This window comes from Cyanobacterium sp. IPPAS B-1200 (assembly GCF_001747005.2).
Lineage (GTDB): Bacteria > Cyanobacteriota > Cyanobacteriia > Cyanobacteriales > Cyanobacteriaceae > Cyanobacterium.
Window position 1 is genome coordinate 3,000,690 of sequence record NZ_CP182899.1, and the last position, 24,784, is coordinate 3,025,473.

General features: G+C 37.6%; 28 protein-coding genes. 17 read left to right on the forward strand and 11 right to left on the reverse strand.

Features of this window, described 5'->3' with window-relative positions:
• Positions 1-24 precede the first annotated feature (24 nt).
• Entirely contained in the window at positions 25-783 is a 759-nt protein-coding gene (cobS, locus tag A5482_RS13930) for an adenosylcobinamide-GDP ribazoletransferase (protein WP_069791353.1), read from the reverse strand.
• A gap of 444 nt (positions 784-1,227) precedes the next feature.
• On the opposite strand from cobS, the gene A5482_RS13935 reads away from it, so the two are divergent.
• The 3 genes from A5482_RS13935 to A5482_RS13945 all read left to right on the forward strand — a co-directional run bounded on the left by A5482_RS13935 (position 1,228) and on the right by A5482_RS13945 (position 3,526).
• Complete coding sequence (locus A5482_RS13935; protein WP_069791352.1) at positions 1,228-1,671, forward strand: hypothetical protein; 444 nt, start codon at positions 1,228-1,230, stop codon at positions 1,669-1,671.
• Positions 1,672-1,774: 103 nt separating this feature from the next.
• Positions 1,775-2,872: a tRNA guanosine(34) transglycosylase Tgt gene (gene tgt, locus A5482_RS13940; RefSeq protein ID WP_069791351.1), complete on the forward strand. Its 1,098-nt coding sequence runs from the start codon at positions 1,775-1,777 to the stop codon at positions 2,870-2,872.
• Positions 2,873-3,235: 363 nt separating this feature from the next.
• Positions 3,236-3,526: a hypothetical protein gene (locus A5482_RS13945; protein ID WP_069791350.1), complete on the forward strand. Its 291-nt coding sequence runs from the start codon at positions 3,236-3,238 to the stop codon at positions 3,524-3,526.
• A 53-nt stretch (positions 3,527-3,579) separates the two neighbouring features.
• On the opposite strand, the gene larB is transcribed toward A5482_RS13945, so the two are convergent.
• A complete protein-coding gene (gene larB / locus A5482_RS13950; protein WP_069791349.1) occupies positions 3,580-4,350 on the reverse strand; it encodes a nickel pincer cofactor biosynthesis protein LarB in 771 nt (256 codons plus the stop codon).
• A gap of 67 nt (positions 4,351-4,417) precedes the next feature.
• Between larB and A5482_RS13955 the strand changes: the two genes are divergently transcribed.
• Positions 4,418-5,329 carry a histone deacetylase family protein gene (locus A5482_RS13955; RefSeq protein ID WP_069791348.1) on the forward strand — a complete coding sequence of 304 codons (912 nt, stop codon included), beginning with the start codon at positions 4,418-4,420 and terminating at the stop codon, positions 5,327-5,329.
• A 145-nt stretch (positions 5,330-5,474) separates the two neighbouring features.
• Here A5482_RS13955 and A5482_RS13960 read toward each other — a convergent pair whose 3' ends face one another.
• Together A5482_RS13960 and dusA are read right to left on the reverse strand one after the other, a co-directional pair.
• A complete protein-coding gene (locus tag A5482_RS13960; RefSeq protein WP_446684748.1) occupies positions 5,475-6,782 on the reverse strand; it encodes an NF041680 family putative transposase in 1,308 nt (435 codons plus the stop codon).
• Positions 6,783-6,967: 185 nt separating this feature from the next.
• Entirely contained in the window at positions 6,968-7,957 is a 990-nt protein-coding gene (dusA, locus tag A5482_RS13965) for a tRNA dihydrouridine(20/20a) synthase DusA (protein ID WP_069790899.1), read from the reverse strand.
• Positions 7,958-8,059: 102 nt separating this feature from the next.
• Between dusA and ebsA the strand changes: the two genes are divergently transcribed.
• A complete protein-coding gene (ebsA, locus tag A5482_RS13970; RefSeq protein ID WP_069790900.1) occupies positions 8,060-8,440 on the forward strand; it encodes a type IV pilus biogenesis protein EbsA in 381 nt (126 codons plus the stop codon).
• A gap of 29 nt (positions 8,441-8,469) precedes the next feature.
• On the opposite strand, the gene mreC is transcribed toward ebsA, so the two are convergent.
• Positions 8,470-9,210 carry a rod shape-determining protein MreC gene (gene mreC, locus A5482_RS13975; RefSeq protein ID WP_069790901.1) on the reverse strand — a complete coding sequence of 247 codons (741 nt, stop codon included), beginning with the start codon at positions 9,208-9,210 and terminating at the stop codon, positions 8,470-8,472.
• 232 nt (positions 9,211-9,442) lie between these two features.
• Positions 9,443-10,483, reverse strand: coding sequence for a rod shape-determining protein (locus tag A5482_RS13980; protein ID WP_069790902.1), 1,041 nt, complete (start codon positions 10,481-10,483; stop codon positions 9,443-9,445).
• A gap of 229 nt (positions 10,484-10,712) precedes the next feature.
• Here A5482_RS13980 and cysK point away from each other — a divergent pair, with 229 nt between their 5' ends.
• From cysK to petE, 4 genes are all read left to right on the forward strand, one after another.
• Positions 10,713-11,648 carry a cysteine synthase A gene (gene cysK, locus A5482_RS13985; RefSeq protein ID WP_069790903.1) on the forward strand — a complete coding sequence of 312 codons (936 nt, stop codon included), beginning with the start codon at positions 10,713-10,715 and terminating at the stop codon, positions 11,646-11,648.
• A 123-nt stretch (positions 11,649-11,771) separates the two neighbouring features.
• Positions 11,772-12,464, forward strand: a complete 693-nt coding sequence (locus A5482_RS13990) for a DnaJ domain-containing protein (protein ID WP_069790904.1) — start codon at positions 11,772-11,774, stop codon at positions 12,462-12,464.
• Positions 12,465-12,486: 22 nt separating this feature from the next.
• Positions 12,487-12,999, forward strand: coding sequence for a hypothetical protein (locus A5482_RS13995; protein WP_069790905.1), 513 nt, complete (start codon positions 12,487-12,489; stop codon positions 12,997-12,999).
• Between the two features lie 149 nt (positions 13,000-13,148).
• On the forward strand, positions 13,149-13,520 hold the full coding sequence (gene petE, locus A5482_RS14000) for a plastocyanin (protein ID WP_069790906.1): 372 nt from the start codon (positions 13,149-13,151) through the stop codon (positions 13,518-13,520).
• 52 nt (positions 13,521-13,572) lie between these two features.
• Here petE and A5482_RS14005 read toward each other — a convergent pair whose 3' ends face one another.
• Positions 13,573-14,277: a response regulator transcription factor gene (locus A5482_RS14005; RefSeq protein ID WP_069790907.1), complete on the reverse strand. Its 705-nt coding sequence runs from the start codon at positions 14,275-14,277 to the stop codon at positions 13,573-13,575.
• 222 nt (positions 14,278-14,499) lie between these two features.
• Here A5482_RS14005 and A5482_RS14010 point away from each other — a divergent pair, with 222 nt between their 5' ends.
• Together A5482_RS14010 and A5482_RS14015 are read left to right on the forward strand one after the other, a co-directional pair.
• Positions 14,500-15,735, forward strand: a complete 1,236-nt coding sequence (locus tag A5482_RS14010) for a lipid-A-disaccharide synthase-related protein (RefSeq protein ID WP_069790908.1) — start codon at positions 14,500-14,502, stop codon at positions 15,733-15,735.
• A gap of 17 nt (positions 15,736-15,752) precedes the next feature.
• Complete coding sequence (locus A5482_RS14015; RefSeq protein WP_069790909.1) at positions 15,753-16,574, forward strand: pentapeptide repeat-containing protein; 822 nt, start codon at positions 15,753-15,755, stop codon at positions 16,572-16,574.
• A 203-nt stretch (positions 16,575-16,777) separates the two neighbouring features.
• On the opposite strand, the gene A5482_RS14020 is transcribed toward A5482_RS14015, so the two are convergent.
• The 3 genes from A5482_RS14020 to A5482_RS14030 are packed head-to-tail and all read right to left on the reverse strand — an operon-like array spanning position 16,778 to position 18,858.
• Complete coding sequence (locus tag A5482_RS14020) at positions 16,778-17,521, reverse strand: hypothetical protein (protein ID WP_141712679.1); 744 nt, start codon at positions 17,519-17,521, stop codon at positions 16,778-16,780.
• A gap of 49 nt (positions 17,522-17,570) precedes the next feature.
• Positions 17,571-18,032, reverse strand: coding sequence for a M67 family metallopeptidase (locus A5482_RS14025; protein WP_069790911.1), 462 nt, complete (start codon positions 18,030-18,032; stop codon positions 17,571-17,573).
• A 4-nt stretch (positions 18,033-18,036) separates the two neighbouring features.
• Positions 18,037-18,858, reverse strand: coding sequence for a biotin--[acetyl-CoA-carboxylase] ligase (locus A5482_RS14030; protein WP_069790912.1), 822 nt, complete (start codon positions 18,856-18,858; stop codon positions 18,037-18,039).
• Between the two features lie 94 nt (positions 18,859-18,952).
• On the opposite strand from A5482_RS14030, the gene A5482_RS14035 reads away from it, so the two are divergent.
• The 3 genes from A5482_RS14035 to A5482_RS14045 all read left to right on the forward strand — a co-directional run bounded on the left by A5482_RS14035 (position 18,953) and on the right by A5482_RS14045 (position 20,948).
• The gene (locus A5482_RS14035) at positions 18,953-19,390 is read left to right on the forward strand and encodes a DUF3038 domain-containing protein (RefSeq protein WP_069790913.1); all 438 of its coding nucleotides are present in this window, start codon (positions 18,953-18,955) and stop codon (positions 19,388-19,390) included.
• A gap of 219 nt (positions 19,391-19,609) precedes the next feature.
• The gene (gene cutA, locus A5482_RS14040; protein WP_069790914.1) at positions 19,610-19,942 is read left to right on the forward strand and encodes a divalent-cation tolerance protein CutA; all 333 of its coding nucleotides are present in this window, start codon (positions 19,610-19,612) and stop codon (positions 19,940-19,942) included.
• Between the two features lie 88 nt (positions 19,943-20,030).
• The gene (locus A5482_RS14045) at positions 20,031-20,948 is read left to right on the forward strand and encodes a ParA family protein (RefSeq protein ID WP_069790915.1); all 918 of its coding nucleotides are present in this window, start codon (positions 20,031-20,033) and stop codon (positions 20,946-20,948) included.
• A 61-nt stretch (positions 20,949-21,009) separates the two neighbouring features.
• Here the strand turns inward: A5482_RS14045 and A5482_RS14050 are convergent, their stop codons facing one another.
• On the reverse strand, positions 21,010-21,372 hold the full coding sequence (locus A5482_RS14050) for a hypothetical protein (RefSeq protein WP_069790916.1): 363 nt from the start codon (positions 21,370-21,372) through the stop codon (positions 21,010-21,012).
• Positions 21,373-21,454: 82 nt separating this feature from the next.
• Between A5482_RS14050 and A5482_RS14055 the strand changes: the two genes are divergently transcribed.
• The 3 genes from A5482_RS14055 to A5482_RS14065 all read left to right on the forward strand — a co-directional run bounded on the left by A5482_RS14055 (position 21,455) and on the right by A5482_RS14065 (position 24,725).
• Positions 21,455-21,739, forward strand: coding sequence for a DUF427 domain-containing protein (locus A5482_RS14055; protein WP_069790917.1), 285 nt, complete (start codon positions 21,455-21,457; stop codon positions 21,737-21,739).
• Positions 21,729-22,916, forward strand: coding sequence for a DUF58 domain-containing protein (locus A5482_RS14060; protein WP_069790918.1), 1,188 nt, complete (start codon positions 21,729-21,731; stop codon positions 22,914-22,916). Before A5482_RS14055 ends, A5482_RS14060 begins: the two co-directional genes overlap by 11 nt.
• A gap of 153 nt (positions 22,917-23,069) precedes the next feature.
• Positions 23,070-24,725, forward strand: a complete 1,656-nt coding sequence (locus A5482_RS14065; RefSeq protein WP_069790919.1) for an iron uptake porin — start codon at positions 23,070-23,072, stop codon at positions 24,723-24,725.
• Positions 24,726-24,784: the final 59 nt, after the last annotated feature.

The following is a 24,784-nucleotide window of genomic DNA, read 5'->3' on the forward strand; positions in this document are numbered from 1 at the left end:
GGGGGAAATACTGTGTAAAAAAGGTTAAGCAAAAAAGATGGTTAGACTGGATAATATAAAAACTTCTGTCCATTCTACCGTGGCGCCGTAGGTGTCTCCTGTATGCCCTTTTAGTTGCCAGTTAAACCAACCTCCCACAGCTAAAGCAGTGGTTAAACATAAAAAGTTGAGCAATAAAATAGTTTGCCATGGTTGATGGTAGATAAAAATTTGTAGCAAAATCAGGGGGATGATGAATAGACTACCCAGAAGCCAATCTTGGGGAAGATTTAAGGATTGTTTGAGAAATTGTCCTTTGCCTTTTTCTTTGAGATAAGGGTAAAGTGCGATCGCACTTAGTTGTGCCCAACGACTCCAGGAAGTAGCCAAAAGTATCGCCAGATAAATCATAGAAGTCATTTCACTGAGGGCAAATATCTTCAAACCGAGGACAAAAATACCAGCCATCACCCCATAAGCACCTGTCACACTGTCCGCCATTACTTCTAAACGTTTTTCCGGGTTTTGGGTTGCCAAACCATCCGCCGTATCCATTACCCCGTCTAGGTGTAACCCCCCTGTAATATATACCCATGCCCCCACCACTAATCCTGCTTTGGTAAGAGGGGGCATAGATAAACTCGAGAGCAAAAAATCAGTTACGATCAATAAACCACCAATCAATAACCCAATCCATCCTAACCATAGAGGTATTTTCTGAAAATTTAAATTTAGCCCTTTAGGAATTGGAATTATGGTGTAAAAGGCGATCGCACTTAGAAACGAATTAAGAATTATTATCATTAAGAATAAATAATTTCAAGAAAACTGAAAAAAAACGTTAAAATACCTGAACAAAAATGATATTTTAAGTTAAGATTGTGTCGTAGCATACCGTAAAAAATAAAAACATCTGATCTGAGAAAAGATCAAAAAGAGAAATCTTAAGACGGTGGATGAAAAAAATCAGGCTCATTGGTAAACCATAAAAACAAAACAGATAACTGATCTGTTTTTACCAAAGTCAGAAAAATTAAGGCGACCATAGACAACAGATAACCCTGTCAAACATAAGTGGCGATCGCCCTTTCATCATAACCATAAACACAATGATTAAATAAAAAGAAAATTGTGTCAACTTAAGAAAGAAAAAATAGAATTAAGTCAGAGTTTTTATTTATGTGTTAAGACATAGATTAATTGACTACCAAACAATATAGTAAGAGCGAAAAAAAAGGGTTAACAATTATGAAAAATCATCAGAACTATTGTCCACTACCAGCACCATGTATTATTGAGTCTGGCATTCTAGTTAACAAAGAAGACATCAAAAAATTAATAAATGACTTAACCCAAGTTCGCTATATTCACACCCTCGATGGCAGAGTACAAAACCAAGGAAAAGGATGGATACTAGAAGTATTCAACGATGCCACTCAAGCCACTATGGTAGTCAACAGCAGTCTCTACATCAACATTCAAAGTTTTGACTACCTACAAATCAATCAAGTATCTCCCCAAGAAGCTCATTTTAACCTCGTCCAAGACAATCGCACCCTTACCCTCATTCCCCTCGTAGCAGCCAGTCAAGACTCTTGTGCGGCAAAAGATTTCAGTTTTGAAAGTTTGGAAGCAATGCTCAACGAAGTTTTAGCCGCCAAACTAGACGTACAATTGGACGATGATTTTTAACCCGAAACTGTCAAGAAAAGTAGCACAGAGGGATAATTGACAATAAACCATGGACAATTGACAATAAAATAGAATTATTCTATTAACCATCCCGAAACACATAGTGAACTTTTCATACACCTCCGTTGCCTCCTGCTCTCATACCAAAGCTCGTGCAGGAATATTCCACACCCCTCACGGCATTGTTGAAACCCCCAAATTTATGCCCGTGGGTACGGTGGGTACCGTAAAAGGTATTACCCCCGCCCAACTAAAAGATGCCCATGCCCAAATGATTTTGGGTAACACTTACCACCTGCATATTCGCCCAGGGGAAGACATTGTCAGTAAAGCAGGGGGGTTACATGGTTTTATGAATTGGGAACAACCCATTCTCACGGATTCAGGGGGTTTTCAGGTATTTAGCCTTGCCAAAATGCGCAAAATTAGCGAAGAAGGGGTTAAATTTCGCTCTCCCAAGGATGGACAAATTATCAACATGACTCCCGAACATTCCATCCACATTCAAAATGCGCTCGGTGCCGATGTGATTATGGCGTTTGATGAATGCCCCCCCGCTACCGCTACAAGGGAGGAGGTAATTACTGCTACTGATAGGACTTACCGCTGGTTAAAACGCTGTATGGATGCCCACCAAAAGCCCGATACCCAAGCTCTTTTTGGCATTGTGCAAGGGGGAATTTTTCAAGATTTACGCAACCAAGCCGCCCATGATTTGGCAGGGTTAGACTTACCTGGTTATGCCATTGGGGGGGTAAGTGTGGGAGAAAAACCTGAGCTTATCCATGAAATTGTCCGTCAAACAACGCCCCTTTTACCCGTCCATAAACCCCGTTATTTAATGGGTGTGGGTACTTATAAAGAGATGGTAATTGCGATCGCCTCTGGTATCGATTTATTTGATTGTGTCATTCCTACCCGAGTGGGCAGACATGGTGCTGCCTTGGTGCAAGGGGAGCGCTGGAATATCAAAAACGCACGATTTAAAGAAGATTTTGGCCCTCTTGATCCAGAATGTAGCTGTTATACTTGTAAAAATTTTAGTAGGGCATATCTTAACCACCTCCTACGCGCCCACGAAATGCTGGGTTATATTCTCATTTCTCTCCACAACATCCACGAAATGATCAACTTTACCAATAAAATTCGAGCTTCCATCATTAACGATACTTTCCTCGAAGAATTTGGTCACTGGCTTTAATGTTAGAGGACGTAAAATCTTACGTCCATACAGGAGTAAGTTGAAATATTCGTACACAAAAAGTTCCATTATTCATTATTTCCCCCATTTCTTGGTCTGAGTTTTTCATCAAGCCCTAGGTAATCTTTTTATCAAAGAATAAAAAAAATTTTGTAGCTGAATAATCATAATTAAATTAAGTAATAAAATCCTAGAAAACAACTAGAAAAAGATAATAGATCAACATTAACTAAGATATAAATGGACGAATATAGATAAAATCAAAGAATAAAATTGTCCCAATTTGAAAAGAATGTTTTATCATGACATTAACGTTATCTAAACAAATCAGCAAACTGTAGCAATTTTTACTATTATAAAATTATGAACGAATCTTATAATAACGCCTTAGAAGAGCAATCTCTAAATCGTGATGAAAGAGTAAAACAACTCAAAAATACCATCGACACTTTGCACATTGCTGAACAAATTTCTCGTAATGGATATTTGATCACTAGCTCAGAGTTAGCTGATTTAATGGATATAAATGCCAGTGCCGTTACCAGTAGGGGAGAAGAATGGGCTTGGCGCAATTGGATTATTTCTAGGGTTAGGCGTGAAGGCAACCAAATTTTATGGCAATTAGAAAGGGTAGAAAAAATTTTAGATGATTAAATTCTCGTCAACCCAGACTCCATCATTAGAAGGCAAATTGTTGCCTTCCTTTTTTATTTGCTCAATCGGTTAGCCAGTCGTAGGATTTGCCCTGCCAACATGGCGGCTCCGAAACCGTTGTCGATATTTACCACTCCCATTCCCGTTGCACAGGAGTTTAACATAGTTAGTAAAGGGGCTACTCCTCCAAAACTTGTGCCGTAGCCGATGCTAGTAGGTACGGCAATGACAGGACAATTTGCCATACCAGCCACCACGCTAGGTAATGCCCCCTCCATTCCTGCTACCACAATCAACACGTCGGCGTTATCGATGATATGGCGATGGCTTAGGAGTCGATGGATTCCTGCCACTCCCACATCCCAGAGTCTTTCTACTTTAAAGCCACATAATTCGGCGGTAATGGCGGATTCTTGGGCTACGGGTAAATCGGCGGTACCTGCGGTGAGGATAGAGATTTTTCCTTGGTATGTTTGTTCTATTTGTCCGATCGCCCCTATTTTTGCCATGGGGTAATAGCGTAGATTAGGCACTTCGAGGGAGATAATATCTGCCACTTCTGGCTCTAATCGGGTGGTCATAATTAAAGGGCTACCGTGCGATCGCATGGCGTTCATAATTTGAATAATTTGGCTGGGGGTTTTGCCCTGACTCCAAATCACCTCGGGGAAACCCGTACGCAATTGACGATGATGATCAATTTTGGCAAAATCTTCTAAGGGTTGAAAACTTAAATACTGTAACTTTTCTAAACCCTCTTGGGGAGATACTTCCCCTTGGGCAATAGCCTGTAATAATTGTTCCAAGGAAGTGCGATCGCTCATTATAGCTATTCTCAAAAATTTAACTACCCCTATTATCAATTATCCACTATCAATTATCAATTACTAGATGAGTTTACCTGTCGTCTATCACCCCAATTATGTAACCCCTCTGCCCCAAGAGCATCGCTTTCCCATGCCCAAATTTAAGTTGCTCTATGAATTGCTACTCCATGATGGTATCACCACCCCAACCCTTACCTATGCCCCCTCCATGGCCACCGCCGAGACTTTACAATTAGTCCATCATCCCGACTATGTGCAGAAATATTGTGATGGTACATTAGATCCTAAAGCCCTACGACGCATAGGCTTACCGTGGAGCGAAGGGTTAGTAAAAAGAACCTGTACAGCGGTAGCAGGAACCGTTTTAACCGCCAAATTAGCCCTCGAACATGGTTTATGTTGTAACACAGCAGGAGGCACCCACCACGCCTTTCCAGAGTACGGTTCGGGGTTTTGTATTTTTAATGATTTGGCGATCGCCTCTCGTCATTTACTAGAAACTAAATTAGTAAAAAAAATTTTGATTGTTGATTTAGATGTTCACCAAGGAGACGGCACCGCCTACACCTTCAAAAATGAGCCGAGGGTGTTTACCTTTTCTATGCACTGTGATGCCAACTTTCCCTACCGTAAACAAACCAGTGATTTAGATGTTCCCCTGCCCATGGGCTTGGATGATGACGGTTATCTACAAATTCTCGCCTCCCATTTGCCCTCTCTTTTGCAAGAAATAAAACCTGATATAGTCCTCTACGATGGCGGTGTAGATACCCATAGGGGCGATCGTCTCGGCAAACTTTGCCTCACAGAAACAGGGATATATAGACGGGAAATGCAAGTTTTAAGCACCTGTTTAGCCCAAGGTTATCCCGTCGCCTGTGTAATAGGAGGGGGTTACAGTAAAGATATTAATGAGTTAGTTTATCGTCATTCTCTCTTGCATCGTGCCGCCCAAGAATGTCAGAAATTACTTTAGATACCTATTACCTATGAGTTAACTTAAAATAGAGATGATTAGCTTATCACTGTAGTTTAGACTAAGAAAAAATTGTAAGAGAATAAGTAAGCTAACAAAGATTAGCTCAAAAACGCTATAAATGAATTTAATAATGGCTTAAAAGTTATTTTTTTGGTCTTTTTTTAGTCTTAGATAAACGCTTTTTAACCGTAGGATAAACTTTAGCTTTGTTTCTTTTTCGACCTTTAGGCCAGCCATGGGATTTTCCCCGACTTTTAGGAGAAAGGGTAGGACTTCCAATGTCCATCAATAATGAAGTCATAGACAGAGCCACTCTTCCGGGGGTTAAATTCTGTTGAGGTTTTTGCCATGGCAGATGATATTCTTTGACTAAATCCTTGGATAACCATAACTGCCAAGTAATATTGACAATTAAATTGCTCCACCTTTGACAACTCTCAGGGGTGCGAAAATGGGGTAACGTCCAATGTAATCTTTGCTTGGCGAAACGATACCAGTGGTCCACACCAAATCGTCGGCTGTATTGAATCCAAATATTGGAAGAAGATAAAAATTGCTCTCCCACCCAGATTAACCACAGTGGGCGATGTAAAGCACCAGTTTTTTTCTGCTTCAATCGTTCAATTTTAAACAGGGTTAGCTTTTGTGAAGGGGCATTGTAGAAATGAAGTTCTTTCCATTTACTCATCCGTATTGTTCCTAGGGATGAGTCTTCCATTTCTAATATTTCATGGGCATGGGGAAAATGGTCACATTGATTTAATTTCAACTTTGCCCCATGTTTTTTCGGTCTGCCTCTACCGCTATAGGCTGGAGGATTACCATAAAGACATAGATTAGAACGTACTCTAATCAACTTACTGATTTCAATATCTGCGGTTTGCTTAATAAATTTGCCATTGCCATACTCACAATCCAACACCACCAATTTCGGTTTATTTTCTGGCAATTTTCTACACACTTGCCTTAGTTGCCATGTTGCTTTACCCAGAGGATTTTCAAAGGATGTGATTCTTTCATGTCTTAAAGGTAATGCCCAACTTCCTTTCTCATTCAATGGTGGTAACCAAGCGATGGTGCTATATCCTTGTCCTATGACCGATGAATTGATGGATGACGAAGAATATTGATAACCTCTATCTTTCATGGTGGGACTATCTTCAAACTTCCACTGAGTATGATCTATACCTAGTAATGTATATTCTAAGGTGTCTATTTCTTGAATATATCGTTTCATCAATTTGTTGCTGTTCGGACGACAATCTTTTATGGCTTCATAGGTACTACACCATTGCCGATGGAAAAAAGGTGATAAAGAAAAATCTGCCAAACTACGAGCATTTTCCGTGGTCATAACACTATCCATCAATTGAAAAGTGGCATCTTTACCTTTGACTAACATTTCATAGGTGTCATGACGGAAATTTTCCAGTCTGCTATATTTGTTCATAGAGAGAAGATTTTATTTTTGCTTATTTATATTTTCTCTCTATTTTTCTTTTATGTCTTGTCCTTCCTTGCTCCACTTTCCATTTAGTCTAAACTACAGTTATCAATGTATAACGATAAACCTTCAAAAACTGTTCCCCGTTCCCCATTCCCTCTTCCCAGCCCTGATTAGAATAGGATTTGGTATCAATTATTAACTAATTCCCTCAAAGATAATGCTTCCCTCACTAACTGAGAATTAGCATCGGGGTTATAACCATTTTCCGTGAGGTGACGTTTCCATATTTTTGTCCCTGGTTGCCCTGCAAAAATTTGCAACAGATGGCGCATGATAGTATTTAATTTTACATGGCGATCGCCCCAAGAATCCACATACTCTAAAACACTCTCAATAACTTCCTCTCTGGTTTTAATAGGGGTATCATCTCCATAAATTTCTTGGTCAAGGGAAGCTAAAACATAGGGATTATCACAGGCAACCCTCCCTATCATCACCCCGTCAACCATGGGAAATTGAGCCTTAATTTGTTCAAGGGTAGTAATACCGCCATTAATTTCGATGATGAGGTGAGGAAAATCCCGTTTTAGGTGATATACATCCTCATAACGTAGGGGAGGAATATTACGGTTTTCCTTGGGGCTTAAACCCTGTAGCCACGCTTTTCGGGCATGGACAACAAACCTCTGACATCCTGCCTCAGCAACAACTTTAACAAAGTTTGCCATATGTTCATAACTATCTTGGTTATCGATACCGATGCGGTGTTTTACCGTAACAGGAATATTAACAGCCTTCGTCATGGCTTCGATGCACTCGGCAACCTTTTGCGGTTGTGCCATCAAACAAGCTCCAAAATTTCCACTTTGTACCCTCGAACTAGGGCAACCCACATTAAGATTAACTTCGTCATAGCCCCAATCCTCGACAATTTTGGCACATTCTGCCAGTTGGGCAGGGTTGTCTCCCCCTAGTTGTAGGGCGACGGGTTTTTCAGCCAAGGAAAAATCTAATAATTTAGGGCGATCGCCATGTATAATGGCTTGAGTATTGATCATTTCTGTATAAAGTAGGCTTTTTTTGGTCATCTGACGCATAATGTAGCGAAAATGGCGATCGCTATAATCCATCATCGGTGCGACACTGACAAGATAACGAGGGGGAGAAGGAATGACCATAATGTAATGAAAAAGTGAAAGAATAAGCTATTTTGACCCAAAGAAAAGGGTACAATTAAGGATTGATAACTTCCATGATCGTATTGTTACCCAAAAAAGTCTATGGCTACCATTGAAAAGTTACAACCCGCCACCAAAGCCGATACCTTGATGTATCAACCCTATTATTCCAGAGAACAGCAGGAAATTCTACCCTATGCTCTCGCATTATATCAACAAGGATATTTAGAAGGGGAAAGAATTATTGATGGCGGTGATAGTATTCCTTTTGTAGCAATTTGGTATGTTTCTCGTTTACCTTCGGAGTTGACTAGATGTCGTTTACAGTTTGATGGCAGTGCTGATTTAAGTTATGAAATTAATTTACCTAATTCTGAATTTTTACAGTTTTTAATATTATTAATAAAAGAGTTTCAATCTTCCCGTAAAACAGATTTTTCTCAAAAATTTTATCGCAAACTATTACGTCTTGATGAAGAATGATTTAATTCTTAATTCTTAATTCTTAATTCTTAATTAGTCATTACCATTACCCAGTTTAGAAAGTCCACGGGGGCAGTAAATTCTATCTCTGCTTCGGGGGCTGGGCTACGGTTAATATTAAGAGAAACAACTTTACCGATGGGAATATCAGGGGGGAAAAGAGTGCTTAGATTAGAAGTAGTAATCAAATCTCCTTCCTCCACATCAGTTACTTTTTCGTAAAATTCCATAATGCCGATTTGGGTAGATTGCCCTTTGATAAAACCTTGATAACCAGTGCGGTTAAGGGTAGCGCCCACACGGCTATTATAATCACTAATGAGCAATACTCGGCTGGTATTGGGAGTAACTTGGGTAATTCTTCCTACCAAGCCACCAATGGCCATAACGGGATTATTCTCTTCGATGCCTTGATTTGCCCCAGCATCAATGGTAACAATTTGCCACCAAGAATCGGGGCTTCTGCCGATAATTCTCGCCGTTACTATGTTGTTTGGATTTTGGTTTTTATAATCTACTATTTCCCTTAATTGTCTATTTTGGATTTGCAATTGGTTAATTTCGTTTTCCAATTGTTGTACAAGGCGATCGCCATATAGCCTTTCTTGTTCTACACTAATGTCATAACGGAAAATAGAAGATGCACCATAAAGGACTTCATTTATTAATGCCCCTTGGGTTTGATAAAATGCAAATGCGATCGCCAAAGCCACCAAACTCCATATAAATTGACTACCTTTTTTGAGCCACCAACGCCGAATTATTCTCACAATACCATTAAATTTAGTAACAATTAAAACCTAAACTATCTATCACAAAAAATAATTTAAATCAACCTAAAACATATTTTCACTTTGTATATTTAAATATTTTCTATACTTAAAACTATGTAAAAATTTTATTTAAACAATGAACAAATTGTTTGTTATATAGTAACAAATAACTATATAAAAATAGCTATTTAGCAAATAAAGAAAATCAAAAATAGAGTTTTTAAGTAAATTAAGATCTTTTGCGACTAGCCCTTGCCAACCTGTCATAATCTTCCAAAACCTTACCAGTACCATAAACAACACACTGCAAAGGATTAGGGGCAATGTGAGTAATGATACCCGTTTCATTAGTAATTAAACTATCAATGCCTCGCAACAAAGCACCACCACCTGCGAGCATGATTCCCCTATCAATAATATCCCCCGCCAACTCAGGAGGAGTCCTTTCTAGGGTTTTCTTGATAGCCTCAACGATAACCCCCACAGGCTCAGAAATACAACCCCTAATTTCCTCAGAGGAGATAGTAACAGTTTTGGGTAAACCACTTACCATATATAAACCCCTGATTTCCATTTCCTTCTGATCATGATCACCAGGATAGGCCGAACCTAATTCTATCTTAATTTGTTCTGCGGTGCGCTCGCCAATAATAAGGTTATAAACCTTCTTGAGATGACGGACAATAGAATCACTAATTTCATCCCCCGCAACCCGCACAGAATCACTATAAACAATACCCTGATAACTCAATACCGCCACTTCCGTAGTACCACCACCAATATCCACAATCATACTACCCACAGCCTCCTCCACAGGCAAACCAGCCCCAATGGCAGCCGCAATAGGTTCATCAATAAATTCTATATTCTCAATGCCCCCAGAGCCTGAACTTTCCATGGCCTCCTCCACTGCTTTTCTTTCCACAGAAGTAATACCACTGGGTACACCAATAATAATACGAGAACGACTTAACGAATTATTACCCTTAACCTTCCTGATAAACTCCCTCAGCATCATCTCCGTAACCTTCACATCCGTAATCACCCCATCCTTGAGAGGACGGATAGTTTTTATAGAGGCAGGGGTGCGCCCTAACATATTTCTAGCACTTTCTCCCACAGCAACAGTGACTTGTTTTTCTATATCTACAGCAATCACAGAAGGCTCATTTAAGACAATATCTTTGCCTGGTACATAAATTAAGGTATTGGCTGTGCCTAAGTCAATGCCCATGTCTTGAGATTCAGAAAAACGATCAAAAAACCCCATTTTGCGATTAACTCCGAAATTTTATAACAATCAAGACAATATCTTAATCTAAATTCTAACTTTTTGTTTAATTCTAGGTGAAGTTAGGTAAATTTAGGGAGACAGAAATTACGTCAAGGATAATCAGTAATGATTTTGTGAGAATTTAAGTTTATGAATAATTGGTATAAGTTACAGTTCTCGGTATGATCAATAATGTAGATACCACTGGATCATAAGTAAAAAAAAGATGAAAGTCGCTCAAAATATTACCGAATTAATTGGCAAAACTCCTTTAGTGAGATTAAACCGTATTCCCCAAGCAGAAGGATGTGGGGCAGATATATTGGTAAAACTAGAAGGAATGAACCCATCAGCTTCGGTAAAAGATAGAATTGGGGTAAACATGATAAATGCGGCGGAAAAAGCTGGACTCATTACCCCAAATGAAACTATTTTAGTTGAGCCGACTTCTGGAAATACAGGAATAGCCCTTGCCATGGCAGCAGCCGCCAAAGGTTATCAATTAATTTTAACTATGCCTGAAACCATGAGTGAGGAAAGAAGATCTATGTTGAGGGCTTTTGGGGCAAAATTGGAGTTAACCCCTGGTAGTTTGGGGATGCGTGGTTGTATTTCTAGGGCACAGGAAATTGTGGAAATCATGCCCCATGCTTATATGTTGCAACAGTTTAATAACCCTGCGAATCCTGAAATTCATCGTCTTTCTACTGCCCTTGAAATTTGGGAAGATACTGATGGAAAAGTTGATTTTTTGGTGGCGGGGGTAGGTACTGGAGGAACAATTACAGGTATTAGTGAAGTAATTAAGAGCAAAAAGCCAGAATTTAAAACTATTGCAGTAGAACCTGTGAATAGTGCTGTAATTTCGGGAAATAAACCAGGTTCTCACAAAATACAAGGAATTGGGGCTGGATTTATTCCAGAGGTTTTGAGGGTTGATTTGATTGATGAGGTGATTACTGTCACCGATGATGAGGCGATTAATTATGGTAGAAGGTTGGCAAGGGAGGAAGGTATCCTCTCAGGTATTTCCACTGGGGCTGCGCTGGCTGCCTCCATAAAATTGGCTCAAAGACCAGAAAATAAGGATAAAATTATTGTGATGATTCAACCTAGTTTTGGCGAACGTTATCTTAGTACTCCTTTGTTTAAAGACTTTTAATAATTGACACTTGAATATTTGGGTGTTTAATTGTTGTTTTTACTATTGCCTATTACGGGATTTTTTTATTGAAGTCTAATTATTTTAAATTGATTTCCTGACACTTTATTGAGATTTCCTTTTATGGACTATTACCAAATTTTAGAAATACAATCTTCTGCTTCTGCCGAAGAAGTTAAACGGGCTTACCGTCGCTTGGTGAAGAAGTATCATCCTGATAGCCAAGAGGAAACGGCTAATCATGAGGAAATTATCAAGATTAATGCGGCTTATGAGGTGTTGGGAGATCAAAAAAATCGCTTGAATTATGATCGCACTTTAGCAAATAAACAATATAATTCGGTTAATTATCGACAATCTAAAAGTGAATCTGCTTCCCAATATTATCACGCCGAAAGGCGATCGCACCAAGCCCAAGATATATCTCAATTTGAATGGTTAAATAATGTTTATGCACCTTTAAACTATCTTATTGAGGAGATAATTAATCCTTTAGAAGATGAATTAGATGAACTATCAGCAGATCCTTTTGATGATGATTTAATGTCGATTTTTTGTAATTATTTAGATAATTGTCAAGGATATTATGAGCGGGGAAAATCTATTTTAAAATCTCAACCAAATCCCCGTCGATATGCTGGAGTAGCGGCCAATTGTTATTATTGTCTAAATCATATTAGTGATGCCATTGAGGAATTACAAAGGTTTACAATGAGTTACGATTATGACTGCTTACACACTGCCCAAGAGTTATTTAGATTAGCTATGGAAGTAAATGAAGAAGCCCGTTATATGGTTAACCAAACCAGTTATTAAGTATTAAAAAAAATTTATTTTTATGAATAATTATTCTGATGAGGTAGAGATATTAATAAAACTTAATTCGGTATATTTAGAGGAATTAACTAATATTTCTCAGAATAAACAAATCAGTCTTAATTCATTATTAAATGCGTTAATTGATGACTTTTTAGCAAATAAAAATAACTGCCAGAATACTCCAGAATCAAATTATAACGAGCAACAAATTAATGAAATAGTGCAAAGGGCGATCGCACCGTTAATTACCAGAATAGAAGAATTAGAAAATAATCATCTAAATAAACAAAGAAAATCAAAATCAAAAAATAGCAAAACACTACAACCTAGTAAAATAATTCCCGAAGAAAAAAGAAAATACTTACCCCGTCACGAAGTATGGCAAATTTTGAAAAAGACGAGCTTTGTCCAACACTCAGGGTACGATAACTTTTTGAAAGCTACCCCCCAAGAATTAGAAAGTTACGATATTTTTTTTGATACCGACAAAAAAAGATTTTATATCGAAGAAAAAAACCCCGATAGTAATTGAACATACCAGCGACGCTGCCCATTTAAACTAAAATTCGGATCTAAATCGATCAACCGCAAAATATTTGAACCCAAATAATTGACAACGGGTCAAACTTCATATTATGATCGTAAGTAATAAAGAACCATTTAAAAAAAATACAAGCAAAAATGTTTAAGAAAATAGGATTATTTTTATCTTCCTTAGTATTAGCCATGATGGTAGTAATCTCCGCAACTGCCCCCGCTAATGCTGCCACCGTAGAAGTTAAAATGGGTGCAGACAGTGGAATGTTGGCTTTCCAACCTGCTGAAGTAACCATCCAAGCTGGTGACACCGTAAAATGGATAAACAATAAACTAGCCCCCCATAACGTAGTATTTGATAGCTCTGCCCCTAATGCCGCAGCATTAAGCCATAAGGGTTTAGCATTTGCCGCTGGTGAATCCTTTGAGGCGACTTTTGATGAGCCTGGGGAATACAGTTACTATTGTGAGCCTCACCGTGGTGCTGGAATGAACGGAAAAATTATTGTTCAGTAGTATTTAGCAATAAAAAAACTATTGTCGAAACCCTCAATTATTTGGGGGTTTTTTAGTCTTCAAATTTATATCCTATCCCCACCACCGTTTTCAAAAAAATCGGCTGGGCTGGATTAATCTCAATCTTTTTACGTAAACGGCGAATGTGAGTATCTACAACCCTCTCATCCCCAAAAAAATCTGCCCCCCAAAGTTTATCAATTAATTGGGTGCGACTCCACACTTTATGAGGATAGCTGACGAAGGTGGACAGTAAATTAAACTCAAGGGCTGTTAAATCCAATTCCTCAATTTTTTCTCCCTCTAATTGTCTTGTGGCAGTATGTTCATCTAAATTGACGCTAAAATGGCTAGTCTGATATATTTGCGCCTGTTGCATTGCCCCATGGCGTAAACTACGACGCAACAAAGCCCTTACCCTTGCCACTAATTCTCTGGTGCTAAAGGGTTTTACTAAATAATCATCTGCCCCTGTAGAAAGCCCTACGATGCGGTCGATTTCTTCTCCTTTGGCGGTTAACATGAGAATATAGGGATCTTTTTCGAGGGGTTGATTTCGCAAACGGTTACACACTTCTAACCCGTCTAGTTTGGGTAACATCAAGTCTAAAAGGATTAAATCGGGCTGTATTTCCTTCGCTTTTTCGAGGGCTGATACGCCATCATAAACGATACTACAATGGAATCCTTCTCTCGTTAGGCAGGAGTTTATTAGTTGAGCGATTTCGTTTTCGTCTTCTACAATTAAAATTTCCATGGTTGATAATAGATTTTGAAAGATTGAGTGATAGCTAGTTTTTCATAAGCAATAATTTATTCTGCGTTAGATAGAAGAAGACACAGGGCCGATTTAAAACGGTGCTACTATTTGAAGTTTCATTGTCTATTGTCCTTTGTTGGTTGTCAATTTTTTGATTCTTTTTTCTTTTTTCTCAAAAATGCTTAATATTAATAAGCTATCAGCATATTTTGACTATAAATGAAATTATTAGTATTGAGTAATGGTCATGGAGAGGATACCATCGCCGTTAAAATTATTAAGGAATTACAGTTGATGGAGCCAGAAATGGCGATCGCCTCTTTGCCCTTGGTAGGGGAGGGTTTTGCTTATCGTCAAGCAAATATACCCATCATAGCCCCCGTAAAACAAATGCCTTCTGGGGGTTTTGTTTATATGGACAAAAAACAACTGTTAGGGGATATGAAACAGGGTTTAATACAACTTACCATGGCTCAACATAAAGCCGTCAAAAAATGGGCAAAGGGTGGGGGCAAAATCTTGGCAGTGGGGGATATATTACCCTTAATTTTTGCTTGGTTGAGTGGGGCAGAATTTAGTTTTGTACCCACGGCAAAATCAGAATATTTATGGAAAAATGAGAAGGGTTGGTTGCCCCATACCAATGGTTTGGATCGTTTTTTTGGCAGTGTTTTTTATCCTTGGGAAAGATGGTTGATGAGTCATCCCCGATGTAAGGGAGTGTTTCCGAGGGATAGCATTACCGCCCACAGTCTCCAAAACTTTAAGATTAATGCCTTTGATGTGGGTAATCCCATGATGGATGGTATCGCAGACCATCATTTTAACCTAGAATTTGATCCCTATGAAGATCATTTAAAAATAGTGCTTTTACCTGGTTCGAGAATGCCCGAAGCCCTAGATAATTGGCGACTTATTCTCAAGGCCGTGGATTATCTTTTAGAATCTACTAATTATCAATTTTTGTTCCTGAGTGCGATCGCACCTTCTTTGCCCTCTGAACCATTTATAGAAGCCCTTAACCCCCCGTGGCAAAGGATAGACAATCTTAAATCAGCCATTCCCATCAGAGATGAAAAAATAGTGAATTTTATTGCAAAACAAGGTAAATTAAGTATTAGTCAGGGTGCCTATGCCGATTGTCTTCATTATGGTGACATGGCGATCGCAATGGCGGGAACAGCTACCGAACAATTTGTAGGATTGGGGAAAAGTGCCATGGCAATTATGGGTAAAGGACCACAATTTAACCGTAAATTTGCCCAAAATCAAAGTTATCTCCTCGGAAATTCCATTCAACTACTAGAGAAACCCGAAGAAATAGTAAGTAAGATTAAAACAACCTTAGAAAATCCAGACTATTGGCAATTAGTAGCCGAAAATGGAAAAAAAAGAATGGGCAATCAAGGGGCATCTCGAAAAATAGCTCATCATCTAATTAACCAATTAATTTAATATCAAAAATATTCACTATGGACATTAAAGAATTAATAGAAAGATATGAAAAAGGAGAAACTAACTTTGAAAAATTAGATCTTCACGGTCAAGTTTTTATGGGTAACTTAAACTTAAGTCGTGCCAACCTCAAAGAATCCGACTTAAGCGGAGTGGAGTTTGTTAACTGCTCATTGACTGAAACTAACCTCAAAGGTGCTAACCTTCAAAATGCCACCATTCAAGGTGATTTAACAGGAATAAACCTAATCACATCTAATCTAACCAATTCTAACCTATCCAAATCCAACCTTACCGAAGCTAGTTTACGGGCGGCTAACCTCACAGAATCCAACCTTAGTGAATCAAAATTAATCTATGCCCTTCTCCATGATTCCATTCTCAAAGACGCAAATCTTAGTAAAGCTCAAATGACAAACTGTCTCTTGAGTAGGGCAAACCTCAGTGGTGCAAACCTACAGGGGGCAAATCTACAGGGGTGTAACCTTACCAATGCCCTTTTGCTCAATACTAACCTAGAAGGGGCAAACCTTTCTTTTGCTCAATTAAACAGCGTTAATGCTGTGGGTATCAATGCTAGTAAAGCCAATTTTAGCCATGCCAACCTCAGTGCAGGTAACTTTGCTAGTGGTATTTTTCATAGTGCTAATTTAACTGATGCCATGGTGACATGGGTGAGTTTACGTAGCGCTGATTTTACCAAGGCAAACTTTTCTGGAGCTAAGTTATCATGGTCTAATTTTATGAGGGCTAATCTTACTAATGCGAATTTAATTGATGCCCAAACTAATAATACTAATTTTGAAGGGGCTATCCTTGACGGGGTGGTTTTAAATTAACTGGGGAATTGAATAGTAGATAATTAGAGCAAGGGGCAAAAGATAATAATTAAAGTTAATTACCTTATGTTGTTATTACCTCTACTTCCCATTGTCATTTGCCTAAAACCTAAAATTTAAATCCAAACTAACCTGAGGTGAGGTTTTATGTAGTTTCGGGGAAGTGCTGATTTGTTCATTTAAACAAAAAATAGCTTTAAAAGTTAAAAACTTTCCCCTACCCGTAAACTCAATGATTGACTATTACGATTAATAATTACTTCGTTATCGTAGATACCCCCTAATGTCCATCCCGTAGAGGCGATCGCACTTCCCACCGCTACTCTTTCGGTGATATTATTAACATTAAATAGGGCAAATCCGCCCCCATCTGGTAGTTGAATCACACCAACTAAACCATTTTTTTTCTGACTATCTATCGATGAATTTCTTACCCCATTATCAACAGAAGAGTTTGTTGGCGGTGGTGGTAAACTATCTCCATTCAAAATTGGCACAGTTTCTGGACGAATGGGGCTTATGGGAGTCGGAGGAGGAGGTGTCGGTAAAGATTGAGGATTTTGGTCTGGAATTTTTATATTCGACTCTAGCAAAGGTGGTGGTGATAAATCTATGCCACTGGGTAAAGGAGGGGGTGTGGGAATTGGTAGAGCAGAAATTTCTGGGGGTAAATTATTTTTCTGAGAGGGTAAGGGAGGAATTTCTCCAGGATTAAGGTTTATGGAATTTTCTAATAAGGGATTATTATCTCCGACGTTTTTGTGTGTGGAGTTAACATTTTCTTGGCTAGTTTCTGCCAATGCTTGGTTATCAATAATGACTGATTGACGGTGTTGTCTATACAGCCAAGCACCAACCAAGATTAGGTACGTAGTCGCCCCCAAAAAGATTATCCTATCAACATAGGGAGGATATTTTATTTTCGTTTTCAATCTTAATTTATTCATTTCCTCTTCCTCATACACCACAAAACTATAATAATCAATTTTTCTGTTTTTATTGATCGATAATTATGGTTTCTTCTTTAAATTGACTATTTTCTTCTAGTTGCCAACAATATAATTCTTTTATTTCTTTTTCCACCACTGAAGTAATTATATAAGAATATTCCTGCCATGCGATCGCCCTGTCAAACTCTGAAGGAATAGCAGGATGATTAGGGTGGGAGTGATAAATGCCGATAATATCCAGATTTTCCCTTCTTACTTCTTTTTGTACTTGTAGCATGGTTTTAGGGGCGATCGCAAAATTTTCTTTCATGCCATAATCAGGTTTATCCATGACTTCCTTCAATAAATCCCGTTGACTTTCCCAATCATTAGCCGTAGGAATTACCCTAACCACTACCTTAATTTCTTTCTCTTTTTTTCCTATCAAAAAACCACAACACTCATAAGGATAATGTAAAATTGCTTCTGTTTTGATCAATCCCAAATCAACATTTTTAATCTTAATCATTATATTATGTAAATCGCTCAAAAATTTTACTTATTTCACTTTCATTATAAGGAGTAATTCCATATTCAACAGGGGAAAATATCACTCGACTACTAGCCCCCTTAGAAGAAAATTTAACTATTAAATTACCATTTTCATCTATCCCTAAGACAAGTCCTTCCATACCTTGATAAATAACAGGTTTACCTTGATAAACTAAATATTGGTTATACTTATCTATAAAAATATGTCCTCCTCTTTCAATATAATCATTATAGCCAGTAAAAATGCCCTTTATGATTATATTTAATAGGTCATTATAAGAATCAATTAAATAATTTTTAGTCTTTTTTATATAACTATCAATACTAACACTATTATCTAAATATATTTGATTTTTCCAATTAATACCTACCCCAATAATAGCATTATTTATTATACCATTTTGACTACTTACTTCTGATAATATACCCCCTACTTTTTTATTATCCAAAATTAGATCATTTAACCATTTAATTTGAATCGGCACATTATATTTATTTAATTCCTCCGCAATACCAACGCCACAAAAAAGAGTTAAATGATTTATATTAGTGAACACCATTTCAGGAGACAAAACCACTGTCAAATACAATCCTCCCAAGGAAGACTGCCAAGAATTACCCCTTTGTCCTTTTCCTGCAGTTTGTTGTGTTGCTAGCACTACAAAAGGTTTCTCAATATTTTTTTTACATAATTCCCATGCTTTAATATTAGTTGAAGTTACAATATCGTATATGTAACATCTAATTTCATTAAAATATCGAGAGTTAGTATTACAAGATAATTTAATAATAATTTCTTCCATGAACTATAGGTAAACTAATATAAGGAATGCCAAAAAATATTTATTATTTTTTTATATTGATGAGATAAAATCAATTTATTTACCATTAAATTATATGTCAACTGAACCACAAAATATATCACCAGAAACTTACAATTCATTAGACAACTATTTACAACTAATATATACAGGTTTATTAGCTTTAGATATTGAACATAAATTAACAACTTTTCCTAAGAACAAAACAGACATAAACTTTGTGATTACATCTATCATCAAAATAATCAAAAAAAATGATGAATTAATTCATCGTGCCGTCTCTCTTTTGGAGCAAATAGAAACCTCTGACGAGAAAGAATATTATGGAATAGTACAAAGCTATCTTAATACTTTTAATAAACTGGTAAGGGATAGTGATATATTTCAAAATAACTTACAAGAGGAAAGAAATCAATCAGTTATTGCTCTCAAAATATTAATAGACTTATTATTTTATAGTAGTATATCTGGGGAAAGGTTATTAAGAGATAAATTAGAATCATTATTTAACTGATATTACGCAGAAATATAATTAGTTTAAGATGGTAAAAACGTTGGATGTTCATATTGTGTTTGTACACGTGCTGGGTAAGGGGCTAGGAGTTGGGCAAGGGGCTAGGAGGAGTTGGGCAAGGGGCTTAAGCCCCTTGTTAAAATTTACAGATAAAACTTAACTTGTAAATGAGTGCGTAACGTCAGTTATTTAATACAAATTTTAAGGTAGAGGAAGATAATGAAATTTAAAGATTTAGGCGTAATTTTGGTTAGTGCTTCATCCGAGGAAGAAGCTCATAAAATAGCATCCATATTGATTGAGTCTCAATTAGCTGCCTGTGTCAGTTTTTCCCCTGTAACGGCGGTTTATACTTGGGAAGATAAGTTAAATTGTGACGAGGAATGGCAGTTGATTATTAAAACAGATTTAACAAAATTTGATGTGATTGTTACTAAGATTCAAGAGGCACATTCCTATGACATTCCGGAAATAATTGCTTTACCTATTGTGAAAGGCTCATCTCGTTATCTAGGTTGGATGGTAGAAGAATTGACAAAAGAGGTGGAATAATTAATAATCATTAAGGAAGTTTTTTCTTTTTTAAAAAGTAAATTTAGAAGTCTTTTGACAATTTTTCAAGTTTTAATATAAAGGTTTTATGGGCTATATTATCAGCACGGTAAATATGAAGGGAGGAGTGGGTAAAACTACTTTGACGGTTAACTTAGCTACTTGTTTAGCTAAAAATTTTAATAAGAAAGTTTTGGTGTTAGATTTGGATTCCCAAATTAGTGCCACCTTAAGCCTTTTAGCACCTCAAGAATTTAGTAAGTTACGCAAAAAAAGAAAAACTCTAGCTTATTTAATTGATAATATTATCCAACCAAATCCCTATGCTAAATTAACCATTGAAGATATTATCGCCGATTCTATTTGTGGTTTAGCAAATTTATCTCTTTTGCCAGGAGATATAGAATTATATGACGAATTTTTGGTATCGGAAATGATGCACCAAAAGTCTGTTAATTCTGATAATACGGACAATTTTGATGAGGTGTGGAATAATTTTGAAAGGGTATTAGTAGAACAAATTGTTCGCCCTATCGCTCCTAATTATGATTTTATTATTATGGATTGCGCCCCAGGATATAATTTACTGACCAAAAGTGCGATCGCCTCTAGTGACTTTTATTTATTACCTGCAAGACCTGAACCGCTCTCACTGGTAGGAATACAGCTATTAGAAAGAAGGGTGAGAAACCTAAAAAAGGTACACGCCAAAATAAACCCTCTTAACCTAGATTTACTGGGTATCGTATTCATATTATCAGAAGGAGGACTTTTTGGACGCTACGATCGCTATTATTCTCAAGTAAAAAGGAGAGTAGAGCGAGATTTTAGTTCAGAAAAAATGTTTCCCACAGATATTCCTATGGATGTAAATGTGGCTAAATCTTTAGATATGTTTATGCCTGTGGTGATGTCAGCCCCTAATTGTTTGGCATCTAAAGCCTTTAATAAATTAACGGAAGAATTTTTACAAAAAATAGCCCACTGTAAAACTAATAATGGCTAGAAACAAACAAGAGAGAATTAATAATTAAAAACCCGTTTAGTTCTCTTGTTTTAAATTATATTTAAACAATATCAGAAGGACTGTGATTAGATTTTACCCCACGATATTGGATATTTTTTTTAGGGATATTAAGAGCGGTTTGCTCAGGAGAATTATAATTTGAACCTCGATATATCATACTTCTAAAAAGACCATTACCTTCAGTTTTTTCTAGCTCTACTTTCTCTATTTTTTCTCTATTTTTTTCTTCGACGACATTAGTATCAGAAGTAGTCAGTTTATCAATGGATTTTTGAGTAAACATCATTCCAATGACTAAAATACCTAGCAAAATCGGAGTGGGTGCTGAGACTAAACCTACAATCAAAGCTATTACTAGACTGAAGACAGACACAGCTAGTCCGAAACAAATAATTAATTCCATGATGTATATAATTGAAAATGTATAGTTAACATTAATAATATATATAACTATATTAGAACATAATTGAACATAGGATAGGGAAATGGCAAAAGCAACTTGGAATGGGGCAATACTCGCCCAAAGCGAAAACTGCGAAATTGTTGAAGGTAATTATTATTTCCCCCCTGACAGCATCAATCAAGAATATTTAAAACCAACGGAAACCCATACTACCTGTGGCTGGAAAGGAGTAGCTAGTTATTACACCGTGGCGGTAAATGGAGAGGAAAATAAAGATGCTGCTTGGTATTATCCTCAACCGAAACAAAAAGCGGAAAACATCAAAAACTATGTTGCTTTTTGGAGAGGAGTAAAAGTTGAATCTTAATTCTAGCCATAAGTCTTTTCTCCCAAAAGATGCTTTTTCTGGTTTTAGTAATTGGTGGCAAAACCACTTACCTAGCCCGTCTTATGGTGGTTGGGTACTTTTGGGCATCGCCCTGAGTTTTTTTGGGGCAGCTACCAATACCATGGCTGGATGGTTATATGTACTCAGTGGCACCTCATTGGCTTTGGCGGGGTTAAATATTTTTATATCTTCCCAGACGGTTAAAAAATTGAAGATTAAACGTCTTCCCATAGAGCCGATTAGTGCAGGAGATGAGTTATTAATAGAGTTAACAGTGACAAATCCTACCAAATCTGGTCGAAACTTTGTGGAAATAGTGGATCACCTACCATTTCCTCTCTCTAAACCTGTTCATAGCTCCATAGAAAGCCTTGCTCCCGAAGAAACGAAAAAAATAACCTATTATGCTAATGCTCAAATTAGAGGCATTTATCATTGGCATAGTTTAGATATTAAAAGTGCTGCTCCCATTGGTTTATTTTATGCTCGAAAAAGACGTAATGTAGAAGCAAGGGCGATCGTCTATCCTCAGATTCTACCTCTTAAACAGTGTCCTCTCATCGATCACATTGGCAACGAGCAAACTCAACAACAACAGAGCGAAAAACTATATCAGAATGCTACTGAAGGAGTTACAAAAGCCATTAGACAGTACCGATATGGAGATCCCCCACGGCTTATCCACTGGCGTAGTAGTGCTCGTTTTGGTGAACTACAGGTAAGGGAATTAGAAACTATAACAGGGGGACAGGAAGTAATTATTTGTCTTGATAATAGTCAATCTTGGAATCAAGAATTATTTGAAAAAGCAGTAATTGCAACGGCATCTTTGTATTTTTATTGTAGTCGTCAGCAACTAGATGTTAAGTTATGGACTCCTAAAACTAACACCATAAAAGGTAATCATGTGGTCCTGGAGGCGCTCGCCGCTATACAGCCTATGGAAAAGAAGGAAGATGTGCAAATTCCCCCTGAGCCTTTAGTATGGCTGTCTAATAATCTCAGTAGTCTTTCCTCTTTACCTCAAGGCAGTCGATGGATATTTTTCCCTGAAAATGATGATATTAGTGGGGAACAAAACATTTCTACCTCTGGTCTTAGTTATCAATCAAATATGAACCTAGAAAATTTGTTACAAAAAACACTTAGATTATAAAAAAATCAATTTTCTTCTGTGTTTAAGGAAAAGTTAAGGAAATTTAACAAATAGTCCCAACTTTAGTAGAAAAAAAATATAATTAGTGTTAGGATAGCACTCAGGATAAACAAGATTCAGTTTAAGTCCTATATAAAATGTGTGAGGAAAACAATGAAAAAAATCTTTTGGAAATCTTTAAAAGTAACTCCAGCCCTTTTAGGTGCCAGTTTACTCGTAAACGCTCAAGCTCAAGCTAACGAAGACTTTACCGTTTCTCAGTCTTTTGAAAGCAACAGTGAAATTATTGACCAATTAGACCAATACAATGCTGAAGGAGTTTCTAATTCTCAAGGTCAGGTAACTTCCGTTAACCAACTCAGTGACGTTTCCCCTACAGATTGGGCTTATGAAGCACTACGTAGCCTAGTAGAACGTTATGGTTGTATTGTTGGCTATCCCGATCGCACCTTCCGTGGAAATCGTGCCTTAAGTCGTTACGAATTTGCCGCTGGTCTAAACGCCTGTATGCAATCCATCGAAAGACTAATTGGTACTGGTGGTGTTAGTGAAGAAGACATCGCAGCCCTCAGAAGATTAATTGCAGAATTTGAAACAGAATTAGCCACTCTAGGTGCAAGAGTTGACAACTTAGAAGGCAGAGTGGCTTTCTTAGAAGATCACCAGTTCTCCACCACCACCAAACTAAATGGTGAAGTGATCATGGCTTTAACTGGTTCTGACAATGACAATCAAACTGTTTTCGGTAACAGATTTCGCCTAGCGTTAGAAACTAGCTTCACTGGAAGAGATACTCTCGTTACCCGTTTAGCTGGTGGTAATCTTTCCACCTTTAGTGGCGGAAATTCTGTCATTGGAGATGCTGGTGGTACTTTAAATCAAACTTTTAACCTTGGTGAAAACGGAAATAACGTTGACCTAGATTGGTTAGCTTATTATGCTCCTATCAGTGTTGGTGACAGAGATATACAAACTTTTATCGCTGCAGCTGGTGGTATCCATAGTGACTACGCCGCAACTACTAACCCTTTCTTCGAAGATTTTGATGGTGGTAATGGTGCATTATCTACCTTCGCGTCCTCTAGCCCTATCTACAGAATTGGTGCAGGTGCAGGTGCCGGTTTATCAATTCCTTTCGGACAAAGATCTAACTTGACTGTTGGTTATTTAGCAAGTAATGGTAACGATCCTAGCCCCGGAGCTGGTTTATTTGATGGAGATTACTCAGCCTTAGCTCAATTAAACTTCGGCTTTGGTGAAAACTTAGACCTTGGCTTAACCTACGTTCGTGGTTTCCATAAGGCTGGTTCTCCTCTATTTGGTGACATTACTGGAACTTTGGTTGCTAACAATCCTGTTCTTACAGCAAGTCAGTTCTCGGATTACGAAAGTGATTCTTTTGGTGTTCAAACCGCTTTCCGTCTAAGCCCCAGAGTAAGTATCAGTGGTTTCTTTAACTATACTGATGTTAACCTTTCCACTGATAACCCTGTCATTTGCCCAGATAGTAACTGTAACGACAACATTTACAGCTATGGTGGTGGTGTTGCATTCTTAGACCTTGCAAAAGAAGGTAGTGTATTAGGTATCTTTGCTGGTGTTCAACCCTATAGCACCAGAGCTCAAGACTTTGTTGATCCCGTTGGTGAGCGTCCTTTAAATACAACACCTTTCCACATTGAAGCATTCTACAAATATCCTGTGAACGATAATATTTCTATCACTCCTGGGATCATTTACGTAGATTCCACTGATCAAACCAACAACAGTAGCTTCATTGGTACTCTAAGAACAACTTTCACTTTCTAAGATTAGCTTAGTTTTGATAATAAAGCCCTTCTCTTAATAAAGAGAGGGGTTTTTTATTG